This is a genomic window from Candidatus Avelusimicrobium sp. (genome assembly GCF_050873505.1).
Classification (GTDB): Bacteria; Elusimicrobiota; Elusimicrobia; order Elusimicrobiales; family Elusimicrobiaceae; genus Avelusimicrobium.
In genome coordinates this window covers 182,103-199,866 of sequence record NZ_JBNMIY010000003.1, presented here as the reverse complement: position 1 = coordinate 199,866, position 17,764 = coordinate 182,103, and the positions used below count along the sequence as shown (strand labels likewise).

Sequence of the window (17,764 nt, the reverse complement as noted above, 5' to 3'; positions counted from 1 at the left end):
TTTTTACTCCTATTTAATAACCGTGCCCGTTTGGCCCGTTTGATAGTGGACAATGCGTATTTCTACGCCCTTTTCTTTGGCCAGGCGCACGGCATCCGGGTGAAGCACGCTCGCTCCGTTTAAGGCCAGTTTGTACATTTCGTCAAAATCCAGCACCTCGTATTTTTGCGCCTTTACGTCCTTATTAGGATCGGCGGAATACACACCGTCCACATCCTTAATCATTTCCACGTGGTCCGCGCCTAATTGGGCCGCCAAAAACACGGCGGACACATCACTCCCCCCGCGCTTTAAGGTGGTAATTTCCTTATTCTCGCCAATGCCCTGAAAGCCCGCCACAATGGGCACATTTTCGGCCTCAATTTCGCGCAATAAACGGTCGCCCTTTAACTTTAAAATATCCGCGCCCGTGTGGGTGCAAGTAGTAATAAGGCCGATTTGCGAGCCCGTCAGCGAGACGGACGGCACCCCCTTGGCCCGCAAGGCAATAGACAAAAGCGCCACACTCACGCGCTCCCCGGTGGTAATCAGCATATCCAACTCGCGCTTATCCGGGTTAGGCGTAATGCTAAACGCGTGGTCCAAAAGCACATCGGTCAAATTGCCATTGGCGGAAGCCACTACCACCGGGATAAACCCGGCCGAGTAGCGGGCTTTAATCAAGTCCGCCGCCATTAAAAGTTTTTGTTTGTTGGCTAAGGTGTTTCCGCCAAACTTCATAATACAAATCGGTTGCATAAATACTTAAATTCCCCTGCAAACATTATACCAAAGTAACCTACAAAGCCGCTTTACGCTTGCCGCAAAAAGAACTAATATATAGGCAAACAGGAGGTTTGTATGAAAAGACTTGTACTTTTGCGCCACGGGCAGAGCCAGTGGAATTTGGAAAACCGCTTTACGGGTTGGACGGATGTGGATTTAACGCCCCAAGGGGTGGAAGAGGCCTTAAACGCCGGGAAATTATTAAAGGAAGCCGGGTTCTATTTTGATGCGGCTTATACCTCTTATTTAAAACGCGCCGTAAAAACCTTAAACTGCGTGCTGGACGTGCTCAACCAAGATTGGTTGCCCGTGGAAAAAACGTGGCGGCTTAACGAAAAGCACTACGGTGCTTTACAGGGCTTAAACAAAGCCGAAACTGCCAAAAAATATGGCGACGAACAGGTAAAACTGTGGCGGCGCAGTTATGATGTCCGCCCGCCCGCTTTAACCTTGGACGACCCGCGCGCCCCGCAAAACGATAAACGCTACGCGAGTGTAAACTCCAAGGATTTGCCACTGACCGAAGCCCTGTGCGACACGGTAAACCGCATTTTGCCGTATTGGAACGAGGTTATTTTCCCGCACTTAAAAGCGGCCAACGAAATTATTGTGGCGGCCCACGGCAACAGTCTGCGCGGAATTGTAAAGCATCTTAAAAACATTTCGGATGCGGACATTATCGGCCTTAACCTGCCGACGGGCGTGCCGTATGTGTTTGAATTTTCGGACGACTTAAAACTGCAAAAGGATTATTTTTTAGGCGACGCGGAAGAAATCAAAAAGAAAATGGCGGCCGTTGCCAACCAAGGCAAGGCAAAGTAAAAAGAGGAACAACCTTTTTGCAGTCATTTTTGGTCGTGGTTGTTACCTGACAGCACGCCGCGGGCCCCCAATTCAGGGTTAAGACAACAACACTAACGACAGATCCCGTATAAAAACCCTACGGGATGACGACAAACAGCAATACAACAAAGCGGTTATAAAAATTGGGGGTCATACTGAACTGCCGCCCTTACCGCTAGGCGGCACCCCGTAGTGTTTCTGTACGGGGTCCATTAATAGGTTTCAGAATCTACCTTTTGGGTTGTTAAAACAACAAACTACACAATCGGTAGATCCTGAACTAAATTCAGGATGACCTCTTTTTTTTAATAAAGCCGTCATTCCCGAGTGTCGTAGTCGGGAATCTGTTTTTGCTGTTGCTGTTCTCTTGCGAAACGACAGATCCCCGACAGAAACCTTCGGGGATGACGAGAGAAAAAACTCTACGGGGATGACGACCATAGGGAAACTCCCTTTAATAACCCCCCGGGGAGGACTTTTTACAGTACCCGGGGGTTTTATAGCACAAATTTTATTAAAACTTAGAAGCCGTACACTTTGCACGATAAGTACGCGCCTGGCAAGCCGTAATTGTATCTGTGTATGAGTTCATTTTTTCTGGGTTGCAATCAATCGGATAGGTATGCTGTTCCCGTACTAAACATTCAGCACCAGGAGTAGGTTCAGGACATTTATCCAAGGACATAACTGCCCCCGAACACGAAGAAGCAGACAAAATACTTGGCCAATCCCCCGCGACGCTGCAATATATTTTATGGTTCATTGTGCAACTACTCAACTGATTTCGGTACTCCCAAGTACACTTTTCACTTCCGCCAATGTCCCCGCTGGAACTGCCGCTTCCGCAGTTAGCCAAAGCCAAGAGTTTTACTTTTTGGTTGTCGCTCGTGGTGCGCTCTTCCCATTTTAAGGTGCAGTTGCTAAGTGCCGAACCTGTATTCACGTGCGAAGACGTCGGTTGGGGGATATCGTTCCCCGCTAATGTAAAGCCGTCCGTCGTTGCTCCGTCGTAAAGGCCTGCATCCTCCGAACCGCTGAGCGAAAGTTTATTCGCGCGCAGGGTAGTCGCCTTTTGTTTTAAGCGGTTTACTGCGTCTAACGTGGACAAATACGAATCATTTTTAACGGTCGTTTTTCCACCGTTTACATACACATTATTCAAAAGTGCGCTTGGTGCACCGCTGTTTACGGCCTGATAACCGTTATAAGTATTAACCGCGTTTCCGTGGATAGCCGTGTTCGGCATATCCAAGGCAGAGCCCGAAGCACCCACCACAGCGGGGACCTCGTAATTTAAATTGGACGAACTCGCGCTCACCGTGCCGCCGGAACGAACGTTCATCGTATTGGCTTCAATACCGCCTTTTAAATTGGCTTTATCGGCCACCTTTAAATAGACGTAATCGCCCATACGCGACGGGTTATACGACACCGCCGAGATTACTTCCGCACCCGCAGGAAGCGTACAAAACAAAAGACCTAACAAGAGTAATTTGTTCATAATCAGTTCCAGTTTTTGCGTAATTTTTTTATTGCTTTTTTAAGTTCCGGCTTTAATACCGGATCCACCAAATCAATAAACAACTTGCCGTCCAAGTGGTCCACCTCGTGCTGAAACGCCTTGGCCAGCAGACCGCGCGCACGCTTAACTTGTTCTACCCCGTTTTCGTCAGTGTATTTCAAGGTTACGTCCGTTGCGCGCTTTACCTCCGCCCACAAACCGGGCAGAGAAAGGCAGCCCTCTTCTTCCAACTTTTCCCCCCGCATAGAAAGAATTTCGGGGTTGATAATAACATACCTTTTTAAAGGAGCGTTTTCTTTATCACTTTCGGGAATTAAAATTACCGCCAAACGGTAATCCAGCCCAATTTGGTTGGCCGCCAATCCAACACCCTTAACCGCCAGACAAGTTTCCTCCATATCTTTTAGCAGTTGGGGCAGTTGCGGCTGCAACGCTTTAAAATCAACAGGTTTCAATTTTTGGCGCAGGATGTCCTCGCCGTATTTTGTTACACGCAATATTGCCATAAATTTATTCTAGCATAATTGGGCGCGGTCGGAAGCCCCGTCAGCGGGATAGGCGTTCGGCCACGGACTGCGGGTCTTTTAGGGTAAGGAGTTCTTGAATAAAATCCGGGCGGAAGGTCTCGGCCAAGGCGGCCAATACCTGTAAGTGCTTTTGAAAGAAAGATGGCTTTGCGGGAGATAAGAACAAAAACATCACGCGGATAGGCAAATTATTATGGCGTTCGTCCGCCACCGGGGCGGGCAATACGGCAAGCGCGGCGGCGAAATCGTCCAGTTCCTCCACGCGGGCGTGCGGAATAGCCAAGCCCGTATCTAGGGTGGTGCTGATACCTTTTTCGCGCTCCAACACTTGGGCAGTTACCTCGGCCGGGTTCAGGCGCGGATTCTTCCGGCAGGCCATACGCACCAAGGTTTCAATTAAGCCCTCTTTGTTTAAGCCTTCGGGCGCCACCAGCACATTTTGCGCCGTAATCAGGCTGCCCAGGTTCATTTTTGTTTGTTCTTTTAAAGCCATAATTCTAGGTTTTTATGGTAGCAAATAAGCCCCCCCGCTGGCAAGTTGCCAAAAAGCGGTTTTATTCCCCCGCTAAAAAAGATAGAATACATATATAATGACAGAGAACGAGTTGCAAACCCTTTTTAACACCCTTTCCGCAGGCCGCGTGCCCGGTAAACAGGATTTTAATGCTTCCAAGATGTTTTCCTTGCTGGAAGACCCTTTTAGCATTTGGTGCTTTTTTCACGCACCCAAAGAAGAAGCCGTGCCGGAAACCAACCGCTACGAAAATTTAAAAATCCGCACGGACCGCACCGTCCGCGACCATTGGATTAAGCAGGAATTCCCGGGCGTGGTGTTTATCACGGGCGAAACGGAAAGCGAACGCTTTAAAAACACCTTGGCCGCTATGGCCAAAGGCGAAAGCGCGATTGCCAACGCCTTGTTGTGGAACCTGCCCGAAAGCACCTACGGCAGCGTGAATTTACTCGTCCGCTCCAACGACGCACCCAGCGCGTGGGGCAACTATCATTATCATATTTTTCAATTTAAGCGCGCGCACGATTTAAAGGAGCATTACGCCTTACAGGTGTGCTTGCTCAACCGTATGTTGGGCTGTGCGCAAAAATACACGCCCGCCAACACGCGCGTGTTTCTGCGCGACCGCACAATTGACGTCTGCTACGCCGACCATTGCGACCGCTTGGCCCGCGAACTGGCCTATTGGCGCAGTATCCGCGACGGCAAAGCCCGCCCCGAAGCGCACAAACCGCCCAAGGCCGCCAGCGCGCCGTGGCGCGTTTACGCCAATAAAGTGGTGGCCCAAAGCAAGGATTTATTAATGCTCCCCGGCCTAAATACCGAAATGCGCCAATGCCTTAAAATAAACGGAATGTTCACTACCGATGATGTGGCGCACGCCGGGCTGGAAAAATTACGGGGCATTTTGGAAGAGCCGCACGCCACGGATTCCTATTACAATTCTTTGGCGTATCTGTACAACAAGCCCGTACTGCGCGAAGCGGGGCACTTTCCGCCACCCGTAAAAAAATACAATTTGTATTTTGATTTTGAAGCCACGGAAACTTTTACCAAAGATAACGTGTCCTTCGTCTATTTAATCGGCATTTGGGACAAAGAGGAAGACAAATACGTCAGTTTTGTGGCCAAAACGCCGGAAGAAGAAATTAAAATTTTTGAACAGTTTTACGATTATATTAAAGATTTTTCCGACACCGCCCTCTACCATTGGACGGAATACGAAGTAAAAAAGATGAAGAATCTGGCCGGAAAAAACCCGAAGGACGAAGCCAAATTAAAGGCGCTGTGCTCCATTTGCTACGACTTAAAGGTATCCGTCAACAAGCAGTTTTACTTGCCCGCGCCCAGTTTTTCGCTCAAAGCGGCCGCGCCCGCCTTTGGCTTTAACTGGCGGCAGGACGACTGCGGCGCAATGGACAGTATGGTCTATTTTACCAACTGGCTCAAAACCGGCAACCAAGATTTACTCAATAAAGTATTGATGTACAACGAGGACGACTGCAAGGCGATGCTCGTACTTGAAAATAAATTAAAGGAAGCCGACGTACTGGACCTGAAAAAATGAAGAAAGAATTTGCCGTACTCCAAGAGTGCTTACAGGCCGCGGCCAAAATCGTACGCAAGAATTTTGGCAAGGTGGGCTACGAATTAAAAGGCAAGGCCAACTTGGTTACCAAGGCCGATGTCGCCAGCCAAAAGGCTGTTTTGTCGCTCCTTAAAAAGAACTTCCCCGAGCACGACTATTTAGCCGAGGAAAACGGCGTAAAAAACACCGGGGCCGATTACACTTGGGTTATTGACCCGATTGACGGAACCACCAATTTTGCGCACACCTTCCCGCAATGCAGCGTTTCTATTGCGCTTTTCTACAAGAACGAACCCGTTTTGGGCGGCGTAGTAAACCCGGCCACGGGCGAAACCTTTTTGGCCCAAAAGGGCAAGGGCGCCACGCTAAACGGCAAAAAGATTCACGTTTCCAAAACACCTAAATTGGAGCAATCCCTATTGGTTACGGGATTCCCGTATGACCGCTTTACGCGCCTGCCGATGTTGCTAAACCGCTTCGGGCGGTTTTTAAACTCCTGCCACGATGTGCGCCGTTTAGGCTCCGCCGCGCTGGATTTGTGCTGGCTGGCCGCCGGGCGGTTGGACGGCTACTGGGAAGACAACTTGAATCCGTGGGACGTAAGTGCGGGGGTGCTTATCCTGCAAGAAGCCGGCGGAAAGGTTACGGATTATTCCGGCAAAAAATACAAAAAAATAAAAGATTTCGGGCACACGATTTTGGCCTCTAACGGCAAAATTCACACGCAAATGCTCAAAATCATTAAAGAAACCGAAAAATAAGTATTAAACACTTTTGAAAAGGGCCGCCCCAAAGCGGTCCTTTTTTGTTGTATCAGGGGCGGGGGTGTGATATAATTTTAAATAGGGTTTTATTTATAAGGGGTTTTTATGTCTATCAACGTAGTGAAACAGTACAGCGTCTTCCTGATAAATGAACCGGGTGCGCTCAAAAATTTTGCCGAATTATTCGTGCGCGAAAATGTGGACGTAATCGCTATTTCGCAGGATGTCCGCTATGATGCGGCCGTCGTCCGCCTGGTGGTGAAATACGACCAGGAAATCAGCCACGCGCTGACAAAGGCGGGTTTTACCAGCGTAAAGACGGACGCCATCTGCATAGACACCGTCAACCGCGTGGGGTTATTGCACGATATCGGAGCGGTACTTTCCGGCCACGGCATTAATATCACTACTATTTATGGTACCGCCGGAGCGGGCCCCAACAGCCGCTGGATTGTAGTGGTAAACGACATTACCAAAGCCCTCAATGCGCTGGAAAGTTCCGGCATATTTGAATAAAAAATTTAAATAGGAAGTTTGTTAGTTAAAAAGCCCCGCACGCCGCGGGGCTTTGTTAATTCATCACATAACAATCGTATTCAGGCTCCAAACAAGTTACTTCTTTACTGGAAAAAGATTTACAAACACTTCTTGCCAAAGAACCACTAGGTTCCTCTTTTTCCACCTGACAATTTAAAGTCTTATTTTTATAATAATATATCCACCAAGAGCGCATACCTGTTCTTTCATTATAAATTTGTATTCGGGAGTCGTCCTCATCGCCATCGGCCAAGGACTCTAAATAAAAATTATCTGTGCTTGGAATAGAGATATCCAAGGCTTCCATATCGTCAGTATATTCACCATTTGCCAAGTAATAGGCTTCTTCGGCCTGAATAGCCGCCCGAATCATAGTTAAGGCCTCGGTGGCGCGGCTTTTTTCTACGGCTTTGGTGTATTGTGGCAGAGCCACCGCCGATAAAATACCAATGATAAGCACGACTACAAGGAGTTCAATCAGAGTAAAACCCGCCCTTATGCTTTTATGCCTGGGTGCTGTTAAGCCGTCATCCCGTAGAGTCCTTATACGGGATCTGTCGTTATAGTTGTCATCCCGGGCGTGGACCCGGGATCCAGTCTGTTTATTAGAAAACCTCTTTATTTTATTTCTGGATTCCGGGTTCCCGCTCGTATGCGGGCCCCAGAATGACAACAAAGTCAATAAAACATTACTAAATCCTTTCATTTTTTCTCCTTGTTTAGGCCTTTATATTTGAGCAAAACGGCCTTTTATACGCGTTTTTATACGGCGGATACATCCGGGTACGACCACCGCGATTTATCAAAATTTTAACAAAAAAAAAAAACGAAACAACCCCTTTACAGTAAACAACTGAAAAGCAACGACAAAAACAACATTGTTTGCCGTCACACTGAACTGGCGGCCCGCAGGGTTTTCAGAATCTACCAATTGTGTCGCTAGTCGTTGCCGTCATCCTGGAAAGTCGTAGTCCAGGATCTGTTGTTATTAAAATAAGGATTAGATACAGGAACGCTCCGCGACGGCAAACCTTCCAGTATGACCTTTATTTTTACAAACGACCAACTACCCAAGCGGTAGATCCTGAAACAAGTTCAGGATGACCGTTTGTTTAATAAGTGGTCATTTTCCCTTGTCATTCCCGAGTGTCGGCCGGCGTGGAACGCTCAGGAATCTGTTTTTGCTGTTGTTGTTCTCTTACGAAACGACAGATCCCATATAAGAACACTACGGGATGACGACAAAAAGCAATACAACAGAACCGTTATAAAAATTGGAGGGCATTCTGAACTGCCGCCCTTCCGCTAGGCGACACCCCGTCGTGTCTCTGTACGGGGTGTTATTAAAAAACAAAAACCCCCGGGGTTGGGCCGGGGGTATCGGAAAATACTTTTGGATTATTGTAATTTTTCTTTGGCTTCTTTTAGTTGTTTCTTCCAAGCCTTTTTGGCTTCCTTGTGCTTCTTTTCGGCCACGCCGGACAATAAGTCCTCCACGCGCTGGGCCTTTACCTGCTCCAAGTTGGCCTCGTCGGCTTTTATCTTGTTTTCCCAGTTATCCAAGTTCGTGCGTTCGGCGGCAATGCGGTCCTTTACATACGCAAGGCCCGCATCCACTCCGGCGGAAACCTCTTCCGCCAGTTTGGCCTTGATAGCGGGCTTGTCGGCCTCTTTGGCTTTTTTGTACTGCTTAACCAACTTTTTAATGCGTTTTTGGCGCGTCTTAAAGGCTTTTTTCTGTTCGGCGGGCGTTTGTTTTTGCTCCGCCGGGGCGGACTTTTCGTCCGTCTTTTTAACAGCCGGAGCCGACTCCGCAGGCAAACTGCACTCCGCCGGGGTTCCGGCATCGGTATCTTTTAGTTCCGCCGCCGTTATTCCTCCTGCCAAGCACACAGATAATAAAACAAAAAGAAGTCTCTTCATATAGGCCCCGTTAATCCAGCGATGTATCGTGTACGCCCGCTTCGGCAAAGCCTTTGGCGCGCAGTTTGCACGAATCACAATGACCGCACGGCTTTTTGCCGCCCGCGTAGCAACTCCAAGTGAGTTCAAACGGCACCTTCAACTTAGCGGCCAAGCGCACGATATCGGTTTTGGACATCCGCATCAGCGGCGCCAACACTTCAATCCCTTCCGTTACGCCCATTTTGGTCCCGCGGTTTAACGCATCCGCCGCCGCTTTAAAGAACGCGGGAGTGCAATCGGGGTAGCCCGAAAAGTCAATCGCGTTAGGGCCTGCGATAATCGCATCGGCGTGAATTGCATCCAACAAGGAGCCCGCAATAGAGAGGAACATCAGGTTCCGCCCCGGCACATAGGTAGAAGGAATCCCCTCTTTCGGTATGTCCTCTAACGCCACATCCGGCAGGACCTGGTTCTTATCCACCAAGGAACAGCAGGACAGCCACGGCAAATTAAGCGTAATCATATGGTGCTTAATACCCAAGTTGCGCGCAATCATTTGTGCGGCCAACACCTCGCGGTCGTGGCGCTGCCCGTAAGAAACGGTAAGCGCTTCGCACTCGTAGCCGTGCGCCAACGCCCAATACAAACAAGTGGTGGAATCCAACCCGCCCGAAAAAAGCACAATGGCTTTCTTTTTGGTTTTACCGCCAAACGCCGCCGTTTTGCCCGAAAAGGTAACTTCGGCAGACGGCACAGCCTGTTGCGGCGCAGTCGCCTGAACACCCGCGGCAGCCTTAGCGGTCGGTTGAGCCGGGGCCTGCTTCAAAGCGGCGTCTAATAAGTCCTCCGCCGGAGCAGGCGCATTTTCAGCCTGGGTCTCGCCAAAACTGTTAGCAATTTCTTGTTCCAATTCCTCTTTTTCCTCTTTCACGGTGTTTAAAATCCCACTAAAAAAACTTTTCAGGCCGCTCTTGGTGTTAGCCACTGTTTTGGCGGCGGGTTCTTCCTGCGCCGGAGCGACAGGCGTTTGAACCGGGGCCGCGGCGGGTTGCTGTTCGGGTTGTTTGGTAACCAGCCAAGCCGCGGGCACCTGCGTCCCATACGGGTAGCAAACCGCATAGCCTTGGTCGGAAAACGACACCTGCGGCACCACCTTTAAATCATCCACTTTAAACGCAATTTTAGCGTCCTTTTCGGCGGTTTTAGGACCCTGCTTCAAAAACTCTACACAGCGCATTGAATTGTTATATTCCACAATGGCGTCCTCGGGGTTGCCGATACCTTGCACGCAATCTTTCAACGCGGATACGCAAAAACCGTCCTCTACCGCATCCGCCGTGCCATACAGCGAAGCGGGGACTAATAAAACATCCTTATCCATATTGGCAAGCACATCCGCCAAGGTGTAAAAATTGCAGAAGCCGCCTACCAGCACGGTGCTGGCGTTTTTGGCGGCGAACAACGCCTTCATCCCCTCGTTGCTGAGCACCAAGGCAGGAGTACGGCCCGACGCGCGGGAAGCCGCATACGGGGAATCATCCTCGTGGCTCATCGCAATATCCTGCTCGCTGTACACCTCAAAATCAGCGTGGCGCGTTTTAAAAGCGGCTACATCTTCCGCCTTATCAAACCCTAAAACAGTCTTTTTGCCGCGCGCCAACAATTCGCACAGCGTGGTGGACGTGCGCAACACATCCACAATGACGGCTACATCCGTCCATTGTTCACATTCCCCTGCGGTTTTAGCTATCAGAACGCTCATTTAATATCCCCAATACTTTAAAATCTTCAATCGCTTTTTCGTCTTCTTCGCTCAAATTATCCACATATTTAATGGCATAGATAATCAGCGTTACGCGCGGATTGGACGCACCGTCCTCAGCGCTGTTATATTGGCCGATAAGCATTGCATCGGCCCCCTTGGACGCTACAAACTTGCGGCCTTTTTCCACCCCCATTTTTAAATTGTCGCGGGTAGGCTGTAAGTTCTTAATGCGCAAGAGCCCCAAGTTGCCGTACGGGCGGGTAATTTCGCTCTTACTGCCGATAATTTCCACATTTTTAGCCTTGGTAGGCGGGAAATCCGGCCCTATCGGAATCCAATCCAAGTTGTTCATTTCCAAGGTGGCACACCCGGCCAACAAAAGCCCGGCTACCAGTAACCCTAATTTTTTCATTTGCCCTCCTTTTTCTGGGAAGCCAACTGTCCGCACGCGGCTAAAATATCATTACCCATACTTTTGCGGATAGTTACGCCTATACCCATTGCTTTTAAGCCGGCAGCAAAGTCCTTTACTACGCGGTCTTCGGTCTTTTCGCCGCGGCCCAGGTTGCACGCAATCAAATTGACGTGCAGTAAATAGTTGTCCTTAATGCTGTAAATCCAATCCGCCAGTTTGCGGATGTGCTCCGGGCGGCTGTTTACGTTTTCAATGACGGAATATTCCAAAAACACTTGGCGGCCCGTCATAGCGATATATTCTTCCAACGCTTTTTTGATATCGTCCAAATCAAACTTGCGGTTTACGGGCATAATTTTGCTGCGCTCGGCGTTGTCCGCATTGTGCAGGGAAATAGCCAAATTGGCCTGCGGCAAGTCCACCGCCAGTTTATGCAATTTGTCGGCAATGCCCGAAGTGGAAATAGAAATATGGCGCGCGCCGATATTTAAATAGTCCGGGTTGGAAAGTTCCTGCGCCGCCTTTACCACGTTTAAATAGTTCAGCAACGGTTCCCCCATCCCCATAAAAACCACGCTGGAAATACGCTCGCCCAGTTTTTCTTTATGCACATACTGGTACCACATCAGCACCTGATCGGTGATTTCCTCTTGCGTTAAATCGCGTTTGAAGCCCATTTTGCCCGTAGAGCAGAAGGAACAGCGCAGCGGACACCCCACTTGGCTGGATACGCACACGCTCCAAGTATCCTGCGGTTTTAACAATACGGTTTCAATCTGGTAGCCGTCTTTGAGCGTTAAGAGCGCCTTGGCCACTTTGTCCCTGTCCGAGCAGACAATTTTGGCCACCTTAAAACTGAGCAACGGCCGGTCTTGTTTCAATTTTTCGCGCAAATCGGCGGGCAGGCTGGTGGCTTCGTCCCAAGACGAAATTCCGCGTTTAAAAATGGCATCCTTTACCTGCGAGATGCGGAAGTTCGGCAAACCCGCATCTTTTATGTATTGTTTGACGTATTCAAAATTCATTTTTCTTTCCTTATTATGGGGTATATATATTTTAACATTTTCCGCTATCCAATATACAAAGCCGCAGAAAGATGAAAAAATGCCTATTTTTTAGTATAATACCAGCACGATGAGTGAAGATATTAAATTTAGCACAGCCGGCTTCCGGGCCGTTACCGCGGACGGGCTGACCGCCCAGTCCGTACAGCGTTTGACTTACGGGATTTCCGAACATATTTTGGAACATCCTTTCTATGGATTTGAAGGTACTGGTTACCGCAAGCACTGTGAAGAACAAGGCAAAAAACCCAAAAAGCCCCTCGTACTGGTGGGGTATGATACCCGTTTTCTTTCTAAACAATTTGCCTATGTGGCGGCCAACGCCCTTGTGCAGAGCGGCATTACCGTAAAGGTGGCCGAACTGCCCCTGCCTACCCCGGTGGCCGAGTGGGCGGTGCTCAATGAGTGCGCCGTCGGCGCCATCGTAATTACGGGCAGCGAAGCCGAATACTATGTAAACGGCGTAAAATGGATTTCGTACTATGGCGGTATTGCCAACAACGAAATCGTACAAGATATTGAAAAGCGTATTCCTTCACCCAACGCACAGATTTTAAAAGCGTCATCCACCGAGTTTGGCGTCTTGAACGCCGCGGCGACCGTCAGCAAGGATTTCCGCAAAGGCTATATGGCCCGCTTGGAAAAAATGATTGACGTAAAGGCGCTTAAAAAGGCGAAATTAAAAGTAGCCATTGACCCGCTTTTCGGTACGTCTAAATATTACTTCCGCGACTTTTTAGAAAAGCACGGCGTAACGGTGGAAGGCATCCACGAAGGGGAAGACGTCCTCTTTGGCGGGCACACGCCTAACGCCGGCCCTGTAAGTTTGACGGATCTTAAAAAATTAGTCGTAAGCAAAAAAATGCACTTGGGCATCGCTTGCAACCCGGATTGCGACAAATTCGGCATTATTGACGCCGAAGGCAACTGGGTGTCCCCCAACGAAATAGCCCCGCTGTTACTGGAACACTTGGTTCACAACAAAAACCTCAAAGGCCGCGTGTGCAGAAGCGTAATTACCTCCAACCTGATTGACCAGGTAGCCAAGGTAAACGGTTTAATGCTGCGCGAAACCCCAGTAGGCTTTAAATATATTACCGAGTTAATGATTACCGGCCAGTACATTATGGGTATGGAGGAGTCGGGCGGTATTGCGATTGCCCACCACATCCCGGACAAAGACGGCCTGTTGGCCTGCCTGCTGGTGGTGGATATGTTGGCCACCGAAGGCAAGACCTTAAAACAACTGAAAAAAGAATTTTATAAAAAATACAAACAGTTGTTTGACCAAAAAGTTAGTATTCCCAAGGCGGAAACCGAAATTAACCGCATTATGGAACGCTTGGATATCAAACCGCCGCTTTCCATTAACAAAACCTCCGTGTGGCGCATTGACAACACCGACGGGTTTAAGTTTATCTTAAAGGGCGGCAGTTGGCTGGCGATTCGCCCGTCCAGCACCGAGCGGTTAATCCGTATGTACGCCGAAGCGCAAGATGCGAAATTGCCGGAAATACTGATTAAAGAAGGCAAAAAAATCATAGACAGCATTGTCTAATCCGGCACATTGCCGGAAGGGGGTTGTATGGTTCGCATTAAAAAAATTACGGCAAGAGAAATTTTGGACTCGCGCGGATACCCAACGGTAGCCACCGATGTCCTGTTGGATGACGGCAACACGGGCACCGCGTCCGTGCCCAGCGGGGCTTCTACGGGCTCGCACGAAGCGCTTGAACTGCGCGACGGCGGGGACCGCTACAACGGCAAGGGCGTCTTAAAGGCCGTAGCCAATGTAGAGCGTATCTCCCAGCAATTAGCCGGGATGAATCCGTTTGATATCCGTCTGGTGGACGAAAGTATGCTCGCGCTGGACGGCACGGAAAACAAAACCAATTTAGGAGCCAACGCAATGCTGGCCGTATCTATGGCCGTCTTGCGGGCGGGATGCCACAGCGCCAAAGTACCACTCTATCAGCATATCCGCAATGTCTATAATTTGGATAACAGCCGCTATGTTTTGCCTGCGCCAATGCTTAACATTATTAACGGCGGGAAACACGCGGACTCGGGCTTGGACGTACAGGAATTTATGATTGTGCCCACCGCGCCCAAAACTTTCGCCGAAGCCTTGCGCGAAGCGAGCGAAACGTATCACGCCTTAAAGGATTTGCTTAAAAAAGAGGGTATGGTGATTGCCGTAGGGGATGAGGGCGGTTTTGCGCCGAAAATCACCAAACACGAGGATGTGCTCAAAACTATTTTAGCCGCCGCCAAACAAGCGGGGCACGCGGAAATTTCGCTGGCTATGGACTGTGCCGCCAGCGAGTTCTATCACGAGGGTTCCTACCGCTTTGAGGGCAAAATGCACTCCGCGCAGGAAATGACCGATATTTACACCGATTGGTGCCAAAAATATCCCATTGTGTCTATTGAAGACCCCTTGCAAGAGGACGACTGGACCGGGTGGAAACACATTACCGAAAAACTGGGTAAAAAAATTAACCTGGTGGGCGATGATTTGTTTGTTACCAATTTAAAACGCTTGGAAAAAGGCATTGCCGAAAAGGCCGCCAACTCCATTTTAATCAAGGTCAACCAAATCGGCACCGTGTCCGAAACCATAGACGTAATGGAACTGGCCAAGAAGCACGGCTATTCGCGCATTGTGTCGCACCGCTCCGGCGAAACCGAGGATACATTTATCGCCGATTTGGCCGTAGCCACCAACGCTGGCGCCATTAAAACGGGCGCGCCGGCGCGTTCCGAACGGACGGCAAAATATAACCGTCTGCTCCAAATTGAAGCCGAACTGGGCGACAAAGCCGAGTACGCGCAGGACTCCGTATTTAGCCGCAAATGAACACGCAAGCCATAACGGATTTTATTATCCAAAACAAAAAACCGCTACTACTGGGGACCGCCCTGGTAGTAGTGGTTATATTCTTTTTAGGCAGCAGCATTGTCAGTTTGGTGCATAACAAACTGGAACTGCGCAAATTAACGCGCCAAAGCGTGCAACTGGATAAAGAACACGAACAGTTGACCGCCACAATGGCCCTGTTGGAAAAAGACGACTCCGCTTATTTGGAAAAAATCGCCCGCACCCAATACAATATGATAGGCGCGGACGAAGTGGAATTTAGATTTCAACCCGATAAATAACTTATGAACATTGACGTTATCAATTTAGGCCCTATGGGCAACTGCACATATTTACTAAGCGAAGGGCAAGACGCCATTTTGATTGACCCGGCTTGGGATATGAACTATTTGGAACATACCCTAAAAGAAAAAAAGTTAAACTTGCTGGCCGTGTTTTTTACGCACGGGCATTTTGACCACGTTAAATTTTCCCAAGACCTCTTGCAAAAGCACCATTTGCAGGCCTTTTTGGAGGAAAATGACCTTGCTCTTTCGGGCTTGGACCCGCAACTTGTACACACTTATCAAGGCGAACAACACTTGCAAATAGGGCCCTTTGCCGTGCATATTATCCCCACCCCCGGCCATACGGCGGGCGGCGTGTGTTTGCACATTGTCAACGCACTCTTTACGGGCGACACCCTCTTCCCGGGGGCGTGCGGACGGGTGGATTTGCCGTCCTCTAATCCGCGCCAAATGCGCCAAAGTTTGGTAAAACTTTCCAAACTGCCCGAAGATACGCAAATTTTTGCAGGCCACGCCTACGGTGGGAAATGCAGTTCCACCATTGGCTATGAACGGGTAAAAAATCCGTTTATGCGCAACGCCATCCGCGACGAGGAGCGCCTGTAATGCACCCAGTACTTTTTAAAATAGGTTCCTTTGAACTGGCCAGTTACGGGCTGATGACTGCACTCGGTTATGCGGCCGCCGCGCTTTATTTAGTGCCGCGCCTTAAAAAAATCGGCCTAGATAAAGACACCTTTTGGAACCTGCTTTTTATCGCTTTTATCGGCGCGTTGGCCGGGAGCAAACTGCTCTACATTATTGTTTCTTGGCCGCAATTAGGGGCCACATTAGCCGAAAAACTGACCAACATCGTGCGCGATTTCCGCTATGGGTTTGTCTTCTTCGGCGGGATGATTGTTTCCGTTGGCGCACTTATTTATTATATGAAGAAAAAGGGCCTGCCCCTTTTAAAAACGAGCGACTTTTTAATTGTCGGCTTGCCTTTGGGGCACGCATTGGGGCGCATTGGGTGCTTTTTGGCGGGGTGCTGTTTCGGCCGCCCGACCACAATGCCGTGGGGAGTACGGTTTACCGACCCGCACTCCTTGGTAGCCCCGGAACTTTTAAATGTGCCGCTCCACCCTACGCAACTGTACGAAGCCGCCGGGAACCTGATTTTATTCGTATTATTACATTATGCGTCCAAACACCCGCATAAAGACGGAAAAATATTAGTGCAATATGTACTGTGTTACAGCGTAATGCGCTTTGTGATTGAGTTTTTCCGCGGGGATTACCGCGGCGCCTATTGGTTGGGGTTATCCCCCTCCCAATGGATTGCCTTAGTGGCCGCGGCGGTCTCGTGCTGGCTTTGGACTCGCTTAAAAAAGGATGCTATTTATGCCGGAAAATAAAAAAATCGTTTTTGAAGGATATTCCCGCCGTTTAGACATTTTTGCCGCCGACGAACTGGCCGACTTTTCGCGCGCGATTGTGCAAAAAATGATTAAAGACGGCAAAATTACCGTCAACGGCAAGAAGGTAAAACCCTCTTGGCCTCTTACGCCCGGCGAGGTGGTGGAGTTTGAAATGCCCGCCCCCGAAGCCAAAACTAAACTGTCTGATTTAATCATCCACGACGGTAAAGATTTTTTTGTGGTAATTAAGCCCGCGGGTATGCTCGTGCACCCGCAAAGCCCCGTGTGGGAGGAGCACCCCGAAGCGGTGTTTTCTACCGAGGAAACCCTGGTCTCCGTCATTTTGGCAAACCCGCCCAAAGGTTTTGATACGTCTATGCCGCGCGCTGGGCTTGTACACCGTTTGGACCGCGAAACCAGCGGCGTAATGGTGGTAGCCAAAACGCAGGAATTTCAGGCCGAAATGGTGGCCCTATTTTCCAACCGCGAGGTGCACAAAACGTATCACTCCATTGCCTGCGGCGAAGTGCCGGATGACGAGGGCACGATTGATGTGCCGATAGGGCGCGTGGCCGGGGGCAAAATCAAGGCTTCCGACGTAGGGCGCGAAGCCGTAACCGATTACAAGGTATTGGAACGCAAAAACGGATTTACCTATATTGAACTTTACCCGCGCACGGGCCGTACCAACCAGTTGCGCGTACATTTAAGTTGGTTGGGATACCCGGTGCTGGGGGACTGGCTCTACCGCGGCGCCACGGCAGACCGCTTAATGTTGCACGCGCGGAGAATTGAGTTTAAACACCCGCTGACGGGCAAGAAATTAAAGTTTGAAGCGCCCGTTCCGCCGGACTTTTTAGCCGCGTGGAAGCGCGTTACCGAAGGTAAATAATCTTTTCCCCCGCCCTTAGCCGGCGGGGGTTTTTTTGCCCTAAAAAACTAATCCTTTTTTGGGCTTTTATTTTGGCGTTTTATGCGCTATCCTTT

Annotated in this window: 19 protein-coding genes; 10 read left to right on the top strand and 9 right to left on the bottom strand. The window is 49.5% G+C overall.

Annotated elements, in window-relative coordinates; translation table 11 throughout:
- Nucleotides 1–9: 9 nt before the first annotated feature.
- Nucleotides 10–738 carry a hypothetical protein gene (locus tag ACR0QV_RS02935; RefSeq protein ID WP_432634480.1) on the bottom strand — a complete coding sequence of 243 codons (729 nt, stop codon included), beginning with the start codon at nucleotides 736–738 and terminating at the stop codon, nucleotides 10–12.
- A 102-nt stretch (nucleotides 739–840) separates the two neighbouring features.
- Here ACR0QV_RS02935 and gpmA point away from each other — a divergent pair, with 102 nt between their 5' ends.
- Nucleotides 841–1,587 carry a 2,3-diphosphoglycerate-dependent phosphoglycerate mutase gene (gene gpmA, locus ACR0QV_RS02930; RefSeq protein WP_432634479.1) on the top strand — a complete coding sequence of 249 codons (747 nt, stop codon included), beginning with the start codon at nucleotides 841–843 and terminating at the stop codon, nucleotides 1,585–1,587.
- A gap of 535 nt (nucleotides 1,588–2,122) precedes the next feature.
- On the opposite strand, the gene ACR0QV_RS02925 is transcribed toward gpmA, so the two are convergent.
- The 3 genes from ACR0QV_RS02925 to ACR0QV_RS02915 are packed head-to-tail and all read right to left on the bottom strand — an operon-like array spanning nucleotide 2,123 to nucleotide 4,150.
- Nucleotides 2,123–3,109: a hypothetical protein gene (locus ACR0QV_RS02925; RefSeq protein WP_432634478.1), complete on the bottom strand. Its 987-nt coding sequence runs from the start codon at nucleotides 3,107–3,109 to the stop codon at nucleotides 2,123–2,125.
- A 2-nt stretch (nucleotides 3,110–3,111) separates the two neighbouring features.
- Nucleotides 3,112–3,636 (bottom strand): peptide deformylase, encoded by a 525-nt coding sequence (gene def, locus ACR0QV_RS02920; protein ID WP_177748746.1) that lies wholly within the window; start codon nucleotides 3,634–3,636, stop codon nucleotides 3,112–3,114.
- Nucleotides 3,637–3,676: 40 nt separating this feature from the next.
- On the bottom strand, nucleotides 3,677–4,150 hold the full coding sequence (locus ACR0QV_RS02915) for a PTS sugar transporter subunit IIA (protein ID WP_432634477.1): 474 nt from the start codon (nucleotides 4,148–4,150) through the stop codon (nucleotides 3,677–3,679).
- A 97-nt stretch (nucleotides 4,151–4,247) separates the two neighbouring features.
- Here ACR0QV_RS02915 and ACR0QV_RS02910 point away from each other — a divergent pair, with 97 nt between their 5' ends.
- The 3 genes from ACR0QV_RS02910 to ACR0QV_RS02900 all read left to right on the top strand — a co-directional run bounded on the left by ACR0QV_RS02910 (nucleotide 4,248) and on the right by ACR0QV_RS02900 (nucleotide 7,039).
- Complete coding sequence (locus tag ACR0QV_RS02910; protein WP_432634476.1) at nucleotides 4,248–5,738, top strand: TM0106 family RecB-like putative nuclease; 1,491 nt, start codon at nucleotides 4,248–4,250, stop codon at nucleotides 5,736–5,738.
- On the top strand, nucleotides 5,735–6,520 hold the full coding sequence (locus tag ACR0QV_RS02905; RefSeq protein WP_432634475.1) for an inositol monophosphatase family protein: 786 nt from the start codon (nucleotides 5,735–5,737) through the stop codon (nucleotides 6,518–6,520). Before ACR0QV_RS02910 ends, ACR0QV_RS02905 begins: the two co-directional genes overlap by 4 nt.
- 108 nt (nucleotides 6,521–6,628) lie before the next feature.
- Nucleotides 6,629–7,039, top strand: a complete 411-nt coding sequence (locus ACR0QV_RS02900) for a hypothetical protein (protein WP_432634474.1) — start codon at nucleotides 6,629–6,631, stop codon at nucleotides 7,037–7,039.
- A gap of 55 nt (nucleotides 7,040–7,094) precedes the next feature.
- Here the strand turns inward: ACR0QV_RS02900 and ACR0QV_RS02895 are convergent, their stop codons facing one another.
- From ACR0QV_RS02895 to rlmN, 5 genes are all read right to left on the bottom strand, one after another.
- Entirely contained in the window at nucleotides 7,095–7,766 is a 672-nt protein-coding gene (locus ACR0QV_RS02895; RefSeq protein WP_432634473.1) for a type IV pilin protein, read from the bottom strand.
- 692 nt (nucleotides 7,767–8,458) lie between these two features.
- Nucleotides 8,459–8,983 carry a hypothetical protein gene (locus tag ACR0QV_RS02890; RefSeq protein WP_432634472.1) on the bottom strand — a complete coding sequence of 175 codons (525 nt, stop codon included), beginning with the start codon at nucleotides 8,981–8,983 and terminating at the stop codon, nucleotides 8,459–8,461.
- A gap of 10 nt (nucleotides 8,984–8,993) precedes the next feature.
- Nucleotides 8,994–10,727 carry a 7-cyano-7-deazaguanine synthase QueC gene (gene queC, locus ACR0QV_RS02885; protein ID WP_432634471.1) on the bottom strand — a complete coding sequence of 578 codons (1,734 nt, stop codon included), beginning with the start codon at nucleotides 10,725–10,727 and terminating at the stop codon, nucleotides 8,994–8,996.
- Nucleotides 10,708–11,142 carry a hypothetical protein gene (locus ACR0QV_RS02880; protein ID WP_432634470.1) on the bottom strand — a complete coding sequence of 145 codons (435 nt, stop codon included), beginning with the start codon at nucleotides 11,140–11,142 and terminating at the stop codon, nucleotides 10,708–10,710. The genes queC and ACR0QV_RS02880 overlap by 20 nt, the downstream gene beginning before the upstream one ends.
- Nucleotides 11,139–12,170: a 23S rRNA (adenine(2503)-C(2))-methyltransferase RlmN gene (gene rlmN / locus ACR0QV_RS02875; RefSeq protein WP_432634469.1), complete on the bottom strand. Its 1,032-nt coding sequence runs from the start codon at nucleotides 12,168–12,170 to the stop codon at nucleotides 11,139–11,141. The genes ACR0QV_RS02880 and rlmN overlap by 4 nt, the downstream gene beginning before the upstream one ends.
- Nucleotides 12,171–12,279: 109 nt before the next feature.
- Between rlmN and ACR0QV_RS02870 the strand changes: the two genes are divergently transcribed.
- Genes ACR0QV_RS02870 through ACR0QV_RS02845 form a run of 6 tightly spaced genes read left to right on the top strand, consistent with a single transcriptional unit; the run spans nucleotide 12,280 to nucleotide 17,669 of the window.
- Nucleotides 12,280–13,767 carry a hypothetical protein gene (locus tag ACR0QV_RS02870; protein WP_428059712.1) on the top strand — a complete coding sequence of 496 codons (1,488 nt, stop codon included), beginning with the start codon at nucleotides 12,280–12,282 and terminating at the stop codon, nucleotides 13,765–13,767.
- A gap of 27 nt (nucleotides 13,768–13,794) precedes the next feature.
- Nucleotides 13,795–15,069, top strand: a complete 1,275-nt coding sequence (gene eno, locus ACR0QV_RS02865; RefSeq protein WP_432634468.1) for a phosphopyruvate hydratase — start codon at nucleotides 13,795–13,797, stop codon at nucleotides 15,067–15,069.
- Nucleotides 15,066–15,371, top strand: coding sequence for an FtsB family cell division protein (locus ACR0QV_RS02860; protein ID WP_432634467.1), 306 nt, complete (start codon nucleotides 15,066–15,068; stop codon nucleotides 15,369–15,371). Before eno ends, ACR0QV_RS02860 begins: the two co-directional genes overlap by 4 nt.
- Before the next feature lie 3 nt (nucleotides 15,372–15,374).
- Nucleotides 15,375–15,983 carry an MBL fold metallo-hydrolase gene (locus ACR0QV_RS02855; protein WP_432634466.1) on the top strand — a complete coding sequence of 203 codons (609 nt, stop codon included), beginning with the start codon at nucleotides 15,375–15,377 and terminating at the stop codon, nucleotides 15,981–15,983.
- Nucleotides 15,983–16,774, top strand: coding sequence for a prolipoprotein diacylglyceryl transferase (lgt, locus tag ACR0QV_RS02850; RefSeq protein ID WP_432634465.1), 792 nt, complete (start codon nucleotides 15,983–15,985; stop codon nucleotides 16,772–16,774). Before ACR0QV_RS02855 ends, lgt begins: the two co-directional genes overlap by 1 nt.
- Entirely contained in the window at nucleotides 16,761–17,669 is a 909-nt protein-coding gene (locus ACR0QV_RS02845) for an RluA family pseudouridine synthase (RefSeq protein WP_432634464.1), read from the top strand. Before lgt ends, ACR0QV_RS02845 begins: the two co-directional genes overlap by 14 nt.
- The last annotated feature ends 95 nt before the right edge of the window (nucleotides 17,670–17,764 follow it).

Coding starts and splice junctions, on each gene's coding strand:
- ACR0QV_RS02935 (WP_432634480.1), bottom strand. CDS start 738: ATGCAACCGATTTGTATTATGAAGTTTGGCGGAAACACCTTAGCCAAC.
- gpmA (WP_432634479.1), top strand. CDS start 841: ATGAAAAGACTTGTACTTTTGCGCCACGGGCAGAGCCAGTGGAATTTG.
- ACR0QV_RS02925 (WP_432634478.1), bottom strand. CDS start 3,109: ATGAACAAATTACTCTTGTTAGGTCTTTTGTTTTGTACGCTTCCTGCG.
- def (WP_177748746.1), bottom strand. CDS start 3,636: ATGGCAATATTGCGTGTAACAAAATACGGCGAGGACATCCTGCGCCAA.
- ACR0QV_RS02915 (WP_432634477.1), bottom strand. CDS start 4,150: ATGGCTTTAAAAGAACAAACAAAAATGAACCTGGGCAGCCTGATTACG.
- ACR0QV_RS02910 (WP_432634476.1), top strand. CDS start 4,248: ATGACAGAGAACGAGTTGCAAACCCTTTTTAACACCCTTTCCGCAGGC.
- ACR0QV_RS02905 (WP_432634475.1), top strand. CDS start 5,735: ATGAAGAAAGAATTTGCCGTACTCCAAGAGTGCTTACAGGCCGCGGCC.
- ACR0QV_RS02900 (WP_432634474.1), top strand. CDS start 6,629: ATGTCTATCAACGTAGTGAAACAGTACAGCGTCTTCCTGATAAATGAA.
- ACR0QV_RS02895 (WP_432634473.1), bottom strand. CDS start 7,766: ATGAAAGGATTTAGTAATGTTTTATTGACTTTGTTGTCATTCTGGGGC.
- ACR0QV_RS02890 (WP_432634472.1), bottom strand. CDS start 8,983: ATGAAGAGACTTCTTTTTGTTTTATTATCTGTGTGCTTGGCAGGAGGA.
- queC (WP_432634471.1), bottom strand. CDS start 10,727: ATGAGCGTTCTGATAGCTAAAACCGCAGGGGAATGTGAACAATGGACG.
- ACR0QV_RS02880 (WP_432634470.1), bottom strand. CDS start 11,142: ATGAAAAAATTAGGGTTACTGGTAGCCGGGCTTTTGTTGGCCGGGTGT.
- rlmN (WP_432634469.1), bottom strand. CDS start 12,170: ATGAATTTTGAATACGTCAAACAATACATAAAAGATGCGGGTTTGCCG.
- ACR0QV_RS02870 (WP_428059712.1), top strand. CDS start 12,280: ATGAGTGAAGATATTAAATTTAGCACAGCCGGCTTCCGGGCCGTTACC.
- eno (WP_432634468.1), top strand. CDS start 13,795: ATGGTTCGCATTAAAAAAATTACGGCAAGAGAAATTTTGGACTCGCGC.
- ACR0QV_RS02860 (WP_432634467.1), top strand. CDS start 15,066: ATGAACACGCAAGCCATAACGGATTTTATTATCCAAAACAAAAAACCG.
- ACR0QV_RS02855 (WP_432634466.1), top strand. CDS start 15,375: ATGAACATTGACGTTATCAATTTAGGCCCTATGGGCAACTGCACATAT.
- lgt (WP_432634465.1), top strand. CDS start 15,983: ATGCACCCAGTACTTTTTAAAATAGGTTCCTTTGAACTGGCCAGTTAC.
- ACR0QV_RS02845 (WP_432634464.1), top strand. CDS start 16,761: ATGCCGGAAAATAAAAAAATCGTTTTTGAAGGATATTCCCGCCGTTTA.